Source organism: Streptomyces sp. NPDC005496, assembly GCF_042872045.1.
Taxonomy (GTDB): domain Bacteria; phylum Actinomycetota; class Actinomycetes; order Streptomycetales; family Streptomycetaceae; genus Streptomyces.
The window spans coordinates 878,788-892,325 of the sequence record NZ_JBIAJQ010000001.1 but is presented as its reverse complement, the minus strand read 5'-3'; the positions used below and the strand labels follow the sequence as shown (position 1 = coordinate 892,325).

The following is a 13,538-nucleotide window of genomic DNA, read 5'->3' as shown; positions in this document are numbered from 1 at the left end:
CGGCGCCTCGGCCGGGATCATCGGCCGTATGGTCGACGCGGCGGACATCGCCGGCACGGGAAGACAATGAGGCCATGGGACGCGGCAAGTTTCGGATCTACCTCGGCGCGGCACCGGGCGTCGGCAAGACGTACGCGATGCTGTCCGAGGCGCACCGCCGGGCGGAGCGGGGCACCGACTGCGTCGTCGCCTTCGTCGAGCACCACGACCGGCCGCGCACCGAGGTCATGCTGCACGGCCTGGAGCAGGTCCCCCGCAAGGAGCTCGACCACCGGGGCTCCCGGTTCACCGAGATGGACGTGGACGCCGTACTGCGGCGCGCCCCCGCCGTCGCCCTCGTGGACGAACTGGCCCACACGAACGTCCCCGGCTCGCGCAACGTCAAGCGCTGGCAGGACGTCGAGGAACTGCTGGCCGCCGGCATCGACGTCGTCTCGACCGTCAACATCCAGCACCTGGAGTCCCTCGGCGACGTGGTCGAGTCGATCACCGGCGTACGGCAGCGCGAGACCGTCCCCGACGAGGTCGTACGCCACGCGGACCAGATCGAACTGGTCGACATGTCCCCGGAGGCACTGCGCCGCCGCATGGCGCACGGCAACGTCTACCGGCCGGAGAAGGTCGACGCCGCCCTCTCGAACTACTTCCGCCCCGGCAACCTGACCGCACTGCGCGAACTGGCGCTGCTGTGGGTCGCCGACCGCGTCGACGCCCGCCTGACGGAGTACCGCAACCAGCACCGGGTCTCCAGGATCTGGGGCTCCCGCGAACGCATCGTTGTCGGTCTGACCGGCGGCCCCGAGGGGCGCACGCTGATCCGCCGGGCCGCCCGCCTCGCGGAGAAGGGCGCAGGCGGCGAGGTACTGGCCGTCTACATCGCCCGCAGCGACGGGCTGACCAGTGCCTCACCCAAGGAGCTGGCCCTCCAGCGCACCCTCGTGGAAGACCTCGGCGGCACCTTCCACCACGTCGTCGGCGACGACGTGCCCGCCGCCCTGCTCGCTTTCGCCCGCGGCGCCAACGCCACCCAGATCGTGCTCGGCTCCTCCCGCCGCAAGGCCTGGCAGTACGCCTTCGGACCGGGCGTCGGCGCCACCGTCGCCCGCGAGTCGGGCCCCGACCTCGACGTGCACATCGTCACCCACGAGGAGGCCGCCCGGGGGCGCGGCCTTCCGGTCGCGCGGGGCGCACGGCTCGGCCGCTCCCGGATCATCTGGGGATGGCTGACCGGCCTGGCCGGACCGGCTCTCCTCGCGGTGGTGCTCACCCACACCGACACCGACCTCGGCATCGCGAACGACATGCTGCTGTTCCTGTCGCTCACCGTCACCGCCGCGCTGCTCGGCGGACTGCTCCCGGCGCTCGCGTCCGCCGCCTTCGGCTCGCTGCTGCTCAACTACTTCTTCGCCCCGCCGCTGCATCGCCTCACCGTCTCCGACCCCAAGAACATCCTGGCGATCGCCGTCTTCTTCGGCGTCGCCGTCGCGGTGGCCTCCGTCGTCGACCTCGCCGCCCGGCGGACCCACCAGGCGGCCCGGCTGCGCGCCGAGTCGGAGATACTCTCCTTCCTCGCCGGCAGCGTGCTGCGCGGCGAGACCAGCCTGGAGGCCCTGCTGGAGCGGGTCAGGGAGACCTTCGGGATGGAGTCGGCGGCGCTGTTGGAGCGTACGAGCGACGTCGACCCCTGGACCTGCGCCGGCAGCGCGGGCCCGCAGCCTCCCGGGCGGCCCGAGGACGCGGACGTGGACGTGCCCGTCAGCGCCCACCTGGCGCTCGCCCTCTCGGGACGGGTCCTGCCCGCCGAGGACCGGCGCGTCCTCGCCGCCTTCGCCGCCCAGGCCGCCGTCGTACTGGACCGCCGACGCCTGCAGTCCGAGGCCGACCGGGCCCGCACCCTCGCCGAGGGGAACCGCATCCGCACCGCCCTGCTCGCGGCCGTCAGCCACGACCTGCGCACACCGCTGGCCGGCATCAAGGCGTCCGTCTCGTCGCTGCGCTCCGACGAGGTCGAATGGTCCGAGCAGGACCGGGCCGAGCTGCTGGAGGGCATCGAGGACGGCGCCGACCGCCTCGACCACCTGGTGGGCAACCTCCTCGACATGTCCCGCCTCCAGACCGGCACCGTCACCGCGCTGATCCGCGAGGTCGACCTCGACGAGGTGGTGCCGATGGCCCTCGGCGGCGTCCCGGAGGACAGCGTGCGGCTGGAGATCCCGGAGACTCTGCCGATGGTCGCCGTCGACGCGGGACTCCTGGAGCGCTCGGTCGCCAACCTGGTCGAGAACGCCGTCAAGTACAGCCCTCCCGGCGAACCCGTACGGGTCTTCGCCAGCGCCCTCGCCGACCGCGTCGAGGTCCGGGTCGTGGACCGCGGCCCCGGCGTCCCGGACGAGGCCAAGGACCGCATCTTCGCGCCCTTCCAGCGCCACGGCGACGCCCCGCGCGGCACCGGGGTCGGGCTCGGCCTCGCGGTGGCCCGGGGGTTCGCCGAGGCCGTCGGCGGCGCCCTCCACGCCGAGGACACCCCGGGCGGCGGCCTCACCATGGTCCTCACCCTGCGCGCCGTGGACCGCCCGCCCGGCACGACCACCGACACGGACGAAAGGCGGGCCCCATGCGGCGCCTGAACGGGGCGGACGCCCGGACCCCCACGAGAGTGCTCGTGGTCGACGACGAACCGCAGATCACCCGCGCCCTCGTGATCAACCTGCGGGCCCGCAAGTACGAGGTGGAGGCGGCCCCCGACGGCGCCACCGCCCTCCGGCTCGCCGCCGCCCGGCCCCCGGACGTCGTCGTGCTCGACCTCGGACTGCCCGACATGGACGGCGTCGACGTGATCCGCGGGCTGCGCGGCTGGACCCGCGTGCCGATCCTGGTGCTCTCCGCCCGCCACTCCTCCGACGAGAAGGTCGAGGCCCTGGACGCGGGAGCGGACGACTACGTCACCAAGCCGTTCGGCATGGACGAGCTGCTGGCCCGGCTGCGCGCCGCCGTGCGCCGTGCGGAGCCCGTCGCGGACGACGAGCCCGACGTGATCGTCGAGACGGACGCCTTCACCGTCGACCTCGCCGCCAAGAAGGTCCGCCGCGAGGGCCACGACGTACGTCTCACCCCGACCGAGTGGCACCTGCTGGAGGTCCTGGTGCGCCACACGGGCCGCCTGGTCGGCCAGCGGCAGCTGCTCCAGGAGGTGTGGGGGCCGTCCTACGGGACCGAGACGAACTACCTGCGGGTCTACATGGCCCAGCTCCGCCGCAAGCTGGAGCCGGACCCCGCGCACCCGCGGCACTTCGTCACCGAACCCGGCATGGGCTACCGGTTCGAACGCTGACCTGCGCGGGTACGTAGCTGTCGGCACCCCCCGGTACGCTTTCGGTATGAGTGCTGTTCCTCGTTCCGAAAAGCCGGTGGGCCGGTTCCGGCGCATGCTCGACCGGCTCTCCACCTCCCAGGAGGACCTGGAGTCGGAGGAGCTGCGGGAGGACACCGACACCACCGGGTGCACGCGCATCGGTGACTGCCAGGACCGGCAGATCGTCACGGTTACTGGTACCTTGCGCACGGTCACGCTGCGGCCGCGGGCGGGAGTCCCGGCCCTGGAGGCCGAGCTGTTCGACGGCTCGGCCGCCCTGGACGTGGTGTGGCTCGGCAGGCGCTCCATCGTGGGCATAGAACCGGGCCGCAAACTCATCGCATCGGGCCGGGTCTCGATGAGCCGGGGCCGTAGGGTGCTGTTCAACCCGAAGTACGAACTCAGACCGCTCGGACGGGAGTAGCCGGTGACGTCGCTCGACAAGCCGACCCAAGACGCCCAGCAGGACTCCAGGGCGGTGACCGAGGCCGCGCTCTTCGAGGCCTTCGGCGGCGTGCGGGGCATGGTCGAGACGGTCCTGCCCGGACTCCTCTTCGTCACCATCTTCACGCTCACCAAGGACCTGCACTGGTCGGCGATCGCCGCCCTCGCGGTGTCCCTGCTGCTCGTCGTGGTGCGGCTGGTCACCAAGGACACCGTCAAGCACGCCTTCAGCGGCGTCTTCGGTGTCGCGTTCGGCGTGGTCTTCGCGATGATGACCGGCAATGCGAAGGACTTCTACCTGCCGGGCATGCTCTACACGCTGGGCCTGGCGCTGGCGTACATCGTCACCACCCTGTGCGGGGTCCCGCTGATCGGCCTGATCCTCGGCCCGGTCTTCAAGGAGAACCTCTCCTGGCGCACCCGCAACCCCGGCCGCAAGAAGGCGTACGCCAAGGCCAGCTGGGCCTGGGGGCTGATCCTGCTCGCCAAGTGCGCGGTGCTCTTCCCGCTGTACTGGTGGGCCGACACCACGCAGCTCGGCTGGGTCCTGGTCGCCCTGAAGATCCCGCCCTTCCTCCTCGCCGTCTGGCTCACCTGGGTCTTCCTGGCGAAGGCGCCCGCGCCGATCGACGTGTTCGCGGAGATGGAGGCCCAGGAGCGCGCGGAGCGCGCCGAGAAGGCCGCCACCCGATCCGCCGAGTAGCCGTCACCGGTACGACGGAGGGGGCGCCCGGACCAGGTCCGGGCGCCCCCTTCGTCGTACCGCCGTGCGTCAGCTCGTCGCTTCCTCGCGGCGCACCGACAGCAGGTCCTCCAGCTGCTCCTCGCGGGCCTGCGCCGCCACGAAGAGGAGTTCGTCGCCCGCCTCCAGGGAGTCCTCCCGGGAGGGGGTCAGGACACGGGTGCCCCGGATGATCGTGACCAGCGAGGTGTCCTCGGGCCACTCGACGTCACCGACCTGCGTGCCCGCCAGCGCCGACTCCGGCGGCAGCGTCAGCTCCACCAGGTTGGCGTCGCCGTGGCTGAAGCGCAGCAGCCGCACCAGGTCGCCGACGCTGACGGCCTCCTCGACGAGCGCCGACATCAGACGCGGGGTCGACACGGCGACGTCGACGCCCCAGGACTCGTTGAAGAGCCACTCGTTCTTCGGGTTGTTGACGCGGGCCACGACCCGCGGGACGCCGTACTCGGTCTTCGCGAGGAGGGAGACGACCAGGTTGACCTTGTCGTCGCCCGTGGCCGCGATGACCACGTTGCAGCGCTGGAGCGCCGCCTCGTCCAGGGAGGTGATCTCGCAGGCGTCGGCGAGCAGCCACTCCGCCTGCGGGACGCGCTCGACCGAGATGGCGGTCGGCGCCTTGTCGATCAGCAGGACCTCGTGACCGTTCTCCAGGAGCTCGCCCGCGATCGAGCGGCCCACGGCACCGGCACCGGCAATGGCGACCCTCATCAGTGACCGGCCTCCTCTTCAGGGCCCTCGGCGAACGCCGCCTCGACCTTCTCGACGTCGTCCGTGCGCATCATCACGTGCACCAGGTCACCTTCCTGCAGCACTGTCTGCGAGGACGGCAACATCGCCTCGCCGAGACGGGTCAGGAACGCGACGCGCACCCCGGTCTCGTCCTGGAGCCGGCTGATCTTGTGGCCCACCCAGGCGGCGGAGGCGTGCACCTCGGCGAGCTGCACCCCGCCCGTGGGGTCGCGCCACAGCGGTTCGGCGCCCGAGGGGAGCAGCCGGCGCAGCATCTGGTCGGCCGTCCAGCGGACGGTGGCGACGGTCGGGATGCCGAGGCGCTGGTAGACCTCGGCGCGGCGCGGGTCGTAGATACGGGCCGCGACGTTCTCGATGCCGAACATCTCGCGGGCCACCCGGGCGGCGATGATGTTCGAGTTGTCACCGCTGGAGACGGCGGCGAACGCGCCGGCCTCCTCGATGCCCGCTTCGCGCAGGGTGTCCTGATCGAAGCCGACCCCGGTGACACGGCGTCCGCCGAACCCGGAGCCCAGTCGTCGGAAGGCGGTGGGGTCCTGGTCGATCACGGCGACCGTGTGCCCCTGTTGCTCCAGGGTCTGGGCAAGAGCGGATCCCACTCTTCCGCAGCCCATGATGACGATGTGCACGACCGTCCTTCCGATGTCAATGGTCACGGCTCAGGTGGAACAGGGTCTCAGACCGCCGCCCAAGCTACACACGCGCGGTGCGCGCAGGGCACCCCTGTGCACGTCGCCTGCGGTTTTCCTCCTCAACGGCGGCTGATGCTGCGCACACTGACAAGAGTCAGGATTCCGAGGCCGACCAGTCCGGCGGCGGCGCCGATGAGCTCCGCGGTCGTGTGCATGGAACCTCCAGAAGCAGCAGTGGATGGGGTTTTGTCATATAGGCATGCGGATCTCGTCGACCACGGAATCCGCAGCGGGAACCCTCAGTGATTTCATTCGTAGGGCAGATGCAGGGTGGCGGGTGGGCGGCCGCCCGTTCGAACCCTTACGATCCTCTGCGTGTCCAAACTGACCGACGTGCCCAAACGGATCTTGATCGGGCGCGCACTGCGCAGTGACCGGCTCGGAGAGACTCTCCTGCCGAAGCGCATCGCACTCCCCGTCTTCGCCTCCGACCCGCTCTCCTCCGTGGCGTACGCACCCGGAGAAGTCCTCCTGGTCCTGTCCATCGCGGGTGTGTCGGCCTACCACTTCAGCCCGTGGATCGCGCTCGCGGTCGTCGTGCTCATGTTCACGGTCGTGGCGTCCTACCGCCAGAACGTGCACGCCTACCCCAGCGGCGGCGGCGACTACGAGGTCGCGAACACCAACCTCGGTCCCCGGGCGGGACTCACCGTCGCCAGCGCCCTGCTGGTCGACTACGTCCTCACCGTCGCCGTCTCCATCTCCTCCGGCATCGAGAACCTCGGCTCCGCCGTCCCCTTCGTCGTCGAGCACAAGGTTCTCTGCGCGGTCGCCGTCATCGTGCTGCTCACCCTGATGAACCTGCGCGGCGTGAAGGAGTCGGGCAAGCTCTTCGCGATCCCCACCTACGTCTTCGTCGCGGGCGTCTTCATCATGATCGCCTGGGGCGCGTTCCGCGGGCTCGTCCTCGACGACACCATGCGCGCGCCGACCGCCGACTACCACATCGTCGCCGAGCACCAGGGCATCGCCGGCTTCGCCCTCGTCTTCCTGCTGCTGCGCGCCTTCTCCTCCGGCTGTGCCGCGCTCACCGGTGTCGAGGCCATCTCCAACGGCGTCCCGGCCTTCCGCAAGCCCAAGTCCAAGAACGCGGCCAGCACCCTCGCCGCGATGGGCCTGCTCGCCGTCACCATGTTCTGCGGGATCATCGCGCTCGCCATGGTGACCAAGGTCCGCATGGCCGAGAACCCGGCCGACGACCTCCTGCACAACGGCGTCGCGGTCGGCGCCGACTACGTGCAGAACCCCGTGATCTCGCAGGTCGCCGAGGCCGTCTTCGGCAAGGGCAGCTTCCTGTTCATCGTGCTCGCCGCCGCCACCGCGCTGGTCCTCTTCCTCGCCGCGAACACCGCCTACAACGGCTTCCCGCTGCTCGGCTCGATCCTCGCCCAGGACCGCTACCTGCCGCGTCAGCTGCACACCCGCGGCGACCGCCTCGCCTTCTCCAACGGCATCGTGCTCCTCGCCGGCGCCGCCACCCTCCTGGTCGTCATCTACGGAGCCGACTCCACCCGGCTGATCCAGCTCTACATCGTCGGCGTCTTCGTCTCCTTCACGCTCAGCCAGACCGGCATGGTGCGGCACTGGAACCGCCACCTGGCCGCGGAACGCGACCAGAACAAGCGCCGCCACATGGTCCGCTCCCGCGCGATCAACGCCTTCGGCGCCTTCTTCACCGGCCTCGTCCTGGTCGTCGTCCTCGTCACCAAGTTCACCCACGGCGCCTGGGTCGCCCTGCTCGGCATGGTGATCTTCTACGCCACGATGAGCGCGATCCGTAAGCACTACGACCGGGTAGCCGAGGAGATCGCCGCCCCCGAGGGCCCCTCCGACGACAGCGTCCGCCCCTCCCGCGTCCACTCCGTCGTCCTGATCTCCAAGATCCACCGGCCGACGCTGCGCGCCCTCGCCTACGCGAAGCTGATGCGCTCCGACACCCTCGAGGCGCTCAGCGTCAACGTCGACCCCGCCGAGACCAAGACCCTCCGCGAGGAATGGGAACGGCGCGGCATCACCGTCCCGCTCAAGATCCTCGACTCGCCCTACCGCGAGATCACCCGGCCCGTCATCGAGTACGTGAAGGGCCTGCGCCGCGAGTCCCCGCGCGACGCGGTCTCCGTGATCATCCCCGAGTACGTGGTCGGCCACTGGTACGAGCACCTGCTGCACAACCAGAGCGCCCTGCGCCTCAAGGGCCGCCTGCTGTTCACCCCCGGCGTCATGGTGACCTCCGTGCCCTACCAGCTGGAGTCCTCCGAGGCCGCCAAGAAGCGCGCCCGCAGGCGCCAGGAGTGGAACGCGCCCGGCGCGGTGCGCCGCGGACCCGCCGAGGAGCGGCACAAGGAGTCCCACAAGGAGTCCCAGGGCCCCAAGACCTGAGACGGACCGAGCGGGCCGAACGGCTCGTGGTGAACGGCCGGGCGACGTCCACGTAGACTGGTGGGCTGTTGTCCGGCCGTCCCCCTTTTCGCATCTGGAGTCACCCCGCCATGCAGGCAGAACCGAAGAAGTCGTTGGTGGGGGAGGAGTACGAGGTCGAGATCGGCCCCGTCGCCCACGGCGGGCACTGCATCGCCCGTACGTCCGAGGGCCAGGTCCTCTTCGTCCGGCACGCGCTGCCCGGCGAGAAGGTCCGCGCCCGGGTGACCGAGGGCGAGGAGGGCGCACGCTTCCTGCGGGCGGACGCCGTCGAGGTCATCGACGCGTCCAAGGACCGCGTCGAGGCGCCCTGCCCCTACGCGGGCCCCGGACGCTGCGGCGGCTGCGACTGGCAGCACGCCAAGCCGGGCGCCCAGCGGCGGCTCAAGGGCGAGGTCGTCGCGGAGCAGCTGCAGCGCCTCGCGGGTCTCACGCCCGAGGAGGCCGGCTGGGACGGCACGGTGATGCCCGCCGAGGGCGACAAGCTGCCCCCCGGCGAGGTGCCCTCGTGGCGCACGCGCGTGCAGTACGCCGTGGACCCGGACGGCAACGCGGGGCTGCGCCGCCACCGCTCGCACGAGGTCGAGCCGATCGAGCACTGCATGATCGCCGCCGAGGGTGTGAGCGAGCTGGGCATCGAGCAGCGCGACTGGGCCGGGATGCAGTCCGTCGAGGCCATCGCCGCGACGGGGTCCCAGGACCGCATGGTGATCCTGGAGCCCCGCCCGGGCGCCCGGCTGCCCCTGGTCGAGCTCGACCGGCCGGTCTCGGTGATGCGCGTCGAGGAGCACGACGGCGGCATCCACCGCGTCCACGGCCGCGCGTTCGTCCGCGAGCGCGCCGACGACCGCACCTACCGGGTCGGCAGCGGCGGCTTCTGGCAGGTCCACCCGAAGGCCGCCGACACCCTGGTCAAGGCCGTCATGCAGGGCCTGCTGCCGCGCAAGGGCGACATGGCGCTCGACCTGTACTGCGGTGTCGGCCTCTTCGCGGGCGCGCTCGCCGACCGCCTCGGCGACAAGGGCGCGGTCCTCGGCATCGAGTCCGGCAAGCGCGCCGTCGAGGACGCCCGGCACAACCTCGCCGGGTTCGAGCGCGTGCGCGTCGAGCAGGGCAAGGTCGAGTCGGTCCTGCCGCGCACCGGCATCACCGAGGTCGACTTGATCGTCCTCGACCCGCCGCGCGCGGGCGCCGGCAAGAAGACGGTGGAGCACCTGGCGTCCCTGAGCGCCCGCCGCATCGCGTACGTCGCCTGCGACCCGGCGGCCCTGGCCCGCGACCTGGCGTACTTCCGCGACGGCGGCTACAAGGTGCGGACGCTGCGGGCGTTCGACCTGTTCCCGATGACGCATCACGTGGAGTGCGTGGCGATCCTGGAGCCTGCCTCGAAGGCCATCTGACCTGCGGGTTCTCCTTGGCGGTCGGGCGTGGCCGGTGGCCGGACAGGAGCCGGGGGCGCCGAAGCGCCGGACCGGCCCCGCGGGGAGGGGGCCGGTCCGGCGCTTCGGCGCGTCACCGCTCAGGGCGTCTGCCAGCTGTGCGGGGCGTGGAAGGCGTGGGGGCGCCAGGAGGTGGTGCCGGGGGTGGACGCCTGCGTGTCGACGCCGGCCCGGGCGGCACGGCTGAGCAGCAGGGCCGCGACGGCGGCCAGTTCCTCGTCCGTGGCCTGGCCCTTCTCGATGCGGATGGGGGGCGGGGGAGTGAGCATGGGACCTCCGTCACTGGGGGGGCGGCTGTGCCGTCACTGAGGGGGGTTGCCGTGCTTGCGGGCGGGGTGGTCGGCGTGCTTGGTGCGCAGCATCGCCAGTGAGCGGATGAGGACTTCGCGGGTGTCGGCGGGGTCGATGACGTCGTCGACCAGGCCCCGCTCGGCCGCGTAGTAGGGGTGCATCAGTTCCGCCTTGTACTCCTTGACCAGCTCGGCCCGCATGGCTTCGGGGTCCTCGGCCTCGGCGATCCGGCGGCGGAAGATGACGTTGGCCGCGCCCTCGGCGCCCATGACGGCGATCTCGTTGGTGGGCCAGGCGTAGGTGAGGTCGGCGCCGATGGACTGGCTGTCCATGACGATGTAGGCGCCGCCGTAGGCCTTGCGCAGGATCAGCGAGATCCGCGGCACCGTTGCGTTGCAGTATGCGTACAGCAGTTTGGCGCCGTGGCGGATGATGCCGCCGTGCTCCTGGTCGACGCCGGGCAGGAACCCGGGCACGTCCAGGAGGGTCACGATGGGGATGCTGAAGGCGTCGCACATCTGCACGAAGCGGGCGGCCTTCTCGCTGGCCTCGATGTCCAGGACACCGGCGGAGACCCGAGGCTGGTTGGCGACGACGCCCACCACCTGCCCGCCGAGACGGGCCAGCGCGCAGATGATGTTGCGCGCCCAGCGCTCGTGGACCTCCAGGTACTCGCCGTCGTCGACGAGCTCCTCGATGACCTCCGCCATGTCGTACGGCCGGTTGCCGTCCGCCGGGACCAGGTCGGCGAGAGTGTCGCAGCGACGGTCGTGCGGGTCGTCGCACGGCACCGCGGGCGGGTTCTCCCGGTTGTTCTGCGGGAGCATCGACAGCAGGTAGCGCACCTCGGCGATGCAGGTCTCCTCGTCGTCGTAGGCGAAGTGGCAGACGCCGCTGGTCTCGGCGTGCACGTCGGCGCCGCCGAGGCCGTTCTGGGTGATCTCCTCGCCGGTGACCGCCTTGACGACGTCCGGGCCGGTGATGAACATCTGCGAGGTCTCGCGGACCATGAACACGAAGTCCGTGAGGGCGGGGGAGTAGGCGGCACCTCCGGCGCAGGGGCCGAGCATCACCGAGATCTGCGGGATGACGCCGGAGGCCCGGGTGTTGCGCTGGAAGATGCCGCCGTACCCGGCGAGCGCGGTGACGCCCTCCTGGATGCGGGCGCCGGCGCCGTCGTTGAGGGAGACCAGCGGCGCCCCGGCCGCCATGGCCATGTCCATGATCTTGTGGATCTTGGTGGCGTGGGCCTCGCCCAGCGCGCCGCCGAAGATGCGGAAGTCATGGGCGTAGACGAAGACCGTACGGCCCTCCACCGTGCCCCAGCCGGTGATGACACCGTCCGTGTACGGCTTCTTGGCCTCCAGGCCGAACCCGGTCGCCCGGTGCCGGCGCAGCTGCTCGACCTCGCGGAACGAGCCCTCGTCCAACAGCAGGCCGATGCGCTCGCGCGCGGTCAGCTTGCCCTTGGCGTGCTGCGCCCGCGTCGCCTTCTCACTGGGGCCGGCCAGTACTTGGCGGCGTATCTCGGCCAGCTCCGCGACGTGGGACCTCATGTCTCCCCCTGGATGGGACGGGATGTCAGTTGCCGAGCCGGCGCAGGCCGTTCATCTGGAGCACGGCGAAGGCCGCGATGACGGCCGCCTGGAGCGGGGTCCACACCGTGCCGACGGTGTTCGGGTCCAGCCAGCCGAAGACCACGGCGGCCACGCTCGCGACCGCCCACAGCAGGTTCGCCTCGATGACCACCTTGGTGGCCGTGGTGGACGGCACCGGACGGGCGGCCAGCAGGGCGACCAGTGCGCCGTAGGCGGTGAGGAACACGCCGATGCCGCGGAGGAAGCCGGTGCCGAGGCCGAGCAGGTCTCCCACCGGACCGGCGGCGAACAGGTAGATGAGGCCGTTGCCGCCGGTCACGACGGCGTCGAGGCCGAGGAAGAGGCGTAACGGACGCGCGGCCTCCGCGCGCCCCCGGGTCGTCACGGCGCGGGCCGGCGACTGGCTCGTGGTCATGTGGTTCTCCAAAGGTCGGGGGGCGGTTTCCACTTCCGATCCGGATCGTTCCAGGCGGTGCTGACCAGCGGCTGACGTGCCGCTTACGCGGTGCGGGGGCCGGTGGCGTCAGGTGAGCTGGAGCAGGGGAGCGCGCACGTCACCGGACAGGGCCGGGTCGTGGGACAGGATGGCGCTCTCGACCTGCCGCAGCGCGGGGGAGGGCTCGATGCCGAGTTCGTCGGCGAGGTGGCGGCGCATACGGCGGAACACGTCCAGGGCGTCGGCCTGACGGCCCGCGCAGTACAGGGCGATCATCAGCTGCTCGCAGAAGCGTTCCCTGAGCGGGTGGCTCGTGTGGGTCTCGGCGAGTTCGGCCAGGACGGCGGCGTGCCGACCGAGCCGCAGCTCGGCGTCGAAGCGGAGCTCCATGGCCCGCATGCGGTACTCCTCGTAGCGGGCGCCGGCGAGCTGGCAGACGGTCCCGCCGGTGAAGCCGCCGAAGACCGGCCCCCGCCACATGGCCAGGGCCCGCCTCAGTAACCGGGCCGCCTCCTCCGGTGAGCCCGAGCCGAGGGTCTCGGCCTGGCGGACCGTCCCGACGAACTCGGCGGCGTCCAGTTCCCCCTCGTTGACCGTCAGGCGGTAGCCCGAGGGGTGGATGGTGACGCGCGAGGTGGTGCGGTCGGGCTCCAGGCCGCGCAGCTTGCGGCGCAGCCGGCTGACGTGGGCCTGCAGGGCGTTTGCCTGGTTGTCCGGGGCGCCCTCGCCCCACATCTCCTCGACCAGTGCCTCACCGGAGACCGACTGGCCCTCGCTGACCAGCAGCGTCTGGACCAGGGTCCGTTGCAGATCGCCGGAGATCTCGGCCGGTCCCGACGCGGTGCGGATCTGCAGTGCCCCGAGGATCGAGAACGTCAGCATGTTTCCCCCTTGGCGATCAGTGCGGCAGAGAGTGGTCGGGGGGCCGCCGGTCACGGCGGTCCACCTCTGCGGCCGAGGCCGCATGGCGGTCTCCCGGGCCCGTTTCCGTCCCGGGGTTTCCTCCCGACTCCATCCTGGCACAAAATAATTCCTTTGAGAAGGTATTTTTCTGCTGAACGAGTCCGAGTCCTGTCGGCAGGGGCGCTGAGCTGCGCGGTTGCCATACGGGAGAGGTCAACCGGAAGGGGTGATAGGTGCGAACGTGTTTGCGCCCCGGCGCACCGCCCAGTGCCGGGCGGTGCGCCGGGGCGCGGGTGTCCGTCGGCGCGGGGGTCACCGACGGTGTGCGGCACCGGGGCCGCGCGGGCCGGTGGGGCGGGGCCGCGGGAAGCCGGGCGCGTATACGACGAGCGGAGAGGGCAGGATTCGAACCTGCGTGGGCTTTTTGGGCCCGACCGTGAGATTGCTCTCTGGTCCCCGTTGAGCCGCTCCGG

General features: G+C 71.3%; 12 protein-coding genes and 1 tRNA gene. 6 read left to right on the top strand and 7 right to left on the bottom strand.

Annotated features, from left to right (window positions below):
- Window positions 1–74 precede the first annotated feature (74 nt).
- Genes ACFYQQ_RS04030 through ACFYQQ_RS04015 form a run of 4 tightly spaced genes read left to right on the top strand, consistent with a single transcriptional unit; the run spans window position 75 to window position 4,499 of the window.
- Complete coding sequence (locus ACFYQQ_RS04030; RefSeq protein WP_355783293.1) at window positions 75–2,627, top strand: sensor histidine kinase KdpD; 2,553 nt, start codon at window positions 75–77, stop codon at window positions 2,625–2,627.
- On the top strand, window positions 2,615–3,331 hold the full coding sequence (locus ACFYQQ_RS04025; RefSeq protein ID WP_355783296.1) for a response regulator: 717 nt from the start codon (window positions 2,615–2,617) through the stop codon (window positions 3,329–3,331). The genes ACFYQQ_RS04030 and ACFYQQ_RS04025 overlap by 13 nt, the downstream gene beginning before the upstream one ends.
- A 46-nt stretch (window positions 3,332–3,377) precedes the next feature.
- On the top strand, window positions 3,378–3,776 hold the full coding sequence (locus ACFYQQ_RS04020; RefSeq protein WP_355783298.1) for an OB-fold nucleic acid binding domain-containing protein: 399 nt from the start codon (window positions 3,378–3,380) through the stop codon (window positions 3,774–3,776).
- A 3-nt stretch (window positions 3,777–3,779) separates the two neighbouring features.
- Window positions 3,780–4,499, top strand: coding sequence for a DUF3159 domain-containing protein (locus ACFYQQ_RS04015; protein ID WP_355783301.1), 720 nt, complete (start codon window positions 3,780–3,782; stop codon window positions 4,497–4,499).
- Window positions 4,500–4,568: 69 nt separating this feature from the next.
- Here ACFYQQ_RS04015 and ACFYQQ_RS04010 read toward each other — a convergent pair whose 3' ends face one another.
- Complete coding sequence (locus tag ACFYQQ_RS04010) at window positions 4,569–5,246, bottom strand: TrkA family potassium uptake protein (RefSeq protein ID WP_355783304.1); 678 nt, start codon at window positions 5,244–5,246, stop codon at window positions 4,569–4,571.
- Window positions 5,246–5,917 carry a TrkA family potassium uptake protein gene (locus ACFYQQ_RS04005; RefSeq protein WP_355783312.1) on the bottom strand — a complete coding sequence of 224 codons (672 nt, stop codon included), beginning with the start codon at window positions 5,915–5,917 and terminating at the stop codon, window positions 5,246–5,248. Before ACFYQQ_RS04005 ends, ACFYQQ_RS04010 begins: the two co-directional genes overlap by 1 nt.
- Window positions 5,918–6,295: 378 nt before the next feature.
- Here ACFYQQ_RS04005 and ACFYQQ_RS04000 point away from each other — a divergent pair, with 378 nt between their 5' ends.
- Together ACFYQQ_RS04000 and ACFYQQ_RS03995 are read left to right on the top strand one after the other, a co-directional pair.
- Window positions 6,296–8,359: an APC family permease gene (locus ACFYQQ_RS04000; protein WP_355783306.1), complete on the top strand. Its 2,064-nt coding sequence runs from the start codon at window positions 6,296–6,298 to the stop codon at window positions 8,357–8,359.
- 110 nt (window positions 8,360–8,469) lie between these two features.
- The gene (locus ACFYQQ_RS03995) at window positions 8,470–9,798 is read left to right on the top strand and encodes a class I SAM-dependent RNA methyltransferase (protein ID WP_388903273.1); all 1,329 of its coding nucleotides are present in this window, start codon (window positions 8,470–8,472) and stop codon (window positions 9,796–9,798) included.
- A 119-nt stretch (window positions 9,799–9,917) separates the two neighbouring features.
- Here the strand turns inward: ACFYQQ_RS03995 and ACFYQQ_RS03990 are convergent, their stop codons facing one another.
- The 5 genes from ACFYQQ_RS03990 to ACFYQQ_RS03970 form a co-directional block, all read right to left on the bottom strand.
- Window positions 9,918–10,106 (bottom strand): acyl-CoA carboxylase epsilon subunit, encoded by a 189-nt coding sequence (locus ACFYQQ_RS03990; RefSeq protein WP_355794183.1) that lies wholly within the window; start codon window positions 10,104–10,106, stop codon window positions 9,918–9,920.
- A 33-nt stretch (window positions 10,107–10,139) separates the two neighbouring features.
- Window positions 10,140–11,684, bottom strand: a complete 1,545-nt coding sequence (locus tag ACFYQQ_RS03985; protein ID WP_388903269.1) for an acyl-CoA carboxylase subunit beta — start codon at window positions 11,682–11,684, stop codon at window positions 10,140–10,142.
- 25 nt (window positions 11,685–11,709) lie between these two features.
- Complete coding sequence (locus tag ACFYQQ_RS03980) at window positions 11,710–12,141, bottom strand: hypothetical protein (protein ID WP_355794636.1); 432 nt, start codon at window positions 12,139–12,141, stop codon at window positions 11,710–11,712.
- A gap of 108 nt (window positions 12,142–12,249) precedes the next feature.
- Window positions 12,250–13,044, bottom strand: coding sequence for an AfsR/SARP family transcriptional regulator (locus tag ACFYQQ_RS03975; protein WP_355794638.1), 795 nt, complete (start codon window positions 13,042–13,044; stop codon window positions 12,250–12,252).
- 411 nt (window positions 13,045–13,455) lie between these two features.
- Window positions 13,456–13,536 (bottom strand) — tRNA-Phe (locus tag ACFYQQ_RS03970).
- Window positions 13,537–13,538: the final 2 nt, after the last annotated feature.

Excerpts from the sequence above, each read along its gene's own strand:
- ACFYQQ_RS04030 (WP_355783293.1), top strand. The coding sequence starts at position 75 with ATGGGACGCGGCAAGTTTCGGATCTACCTCGGCGCGGCACCGGGCGTC.
- ACFYQQ_RS04025 (WP_355783296.1), top strand. The coding sequence starts at position 2,615 with ATGCGGCGCCTGAACGGGGCGGACGCCCGGACCCCCACGAGAGTGCTC.
- ACFYQQ_RS04020 (WP_355783298.1), top strand. The coding sequence starts at position 3,378 with ATGAGTGCTGTTCCTCGTTCCGAAAAGCCGGTGGGCCGGTTCCGGCGC.
- ACFYQQ_RS04010 (WP_355783304.1), bottom strand. The coding sequence starts at position 5,246 with ATGAGGGTCGCCATTGCCGGTGCCGGTGCCGTGGGCCGCTCGATCGCG.
- ACFYQQ_RS03995 (WP_388903273.1), top strand. The coding sequence starts at position 8,470 with ATGCAGGCAGAACCGAAGAAGTCGTTGGTGGGGGAGGAGTACGAGGTC.
- ACFYQQ_RS03990 (WP_355794183.1), bottom strand. The coding sequence starts at position 10,106 with ATGCTCACTCCCCCGCCCCCCATCCGCATCGAGAAGGGCCAGGCCACG.
- ACFYQQ_RS03985 (WP_388903269.1), bottom strand. The coding sequence starts at position 11,684 with ATGAGGTCCCACGTCGCGGAGCTGGCCGAGATACGCCGCCAAGTACTG.
- ACFYQQ_RS03980 (WP_355794636.1), bottom strand. The coding sequence starts at position 12,141 with ATGACCACGAGCCAGTCGCCGGCCCGCGCCGTGACGACCCGGGGGCGC.
- ACFYQQ_RS03975 (WP_355794638.1), bottom strand. The coding sequence starts at position 13,044 with ATGCTGACGTTCTCGATCCTCGGGGCACTGCAGATCCGCACCGCGTCG.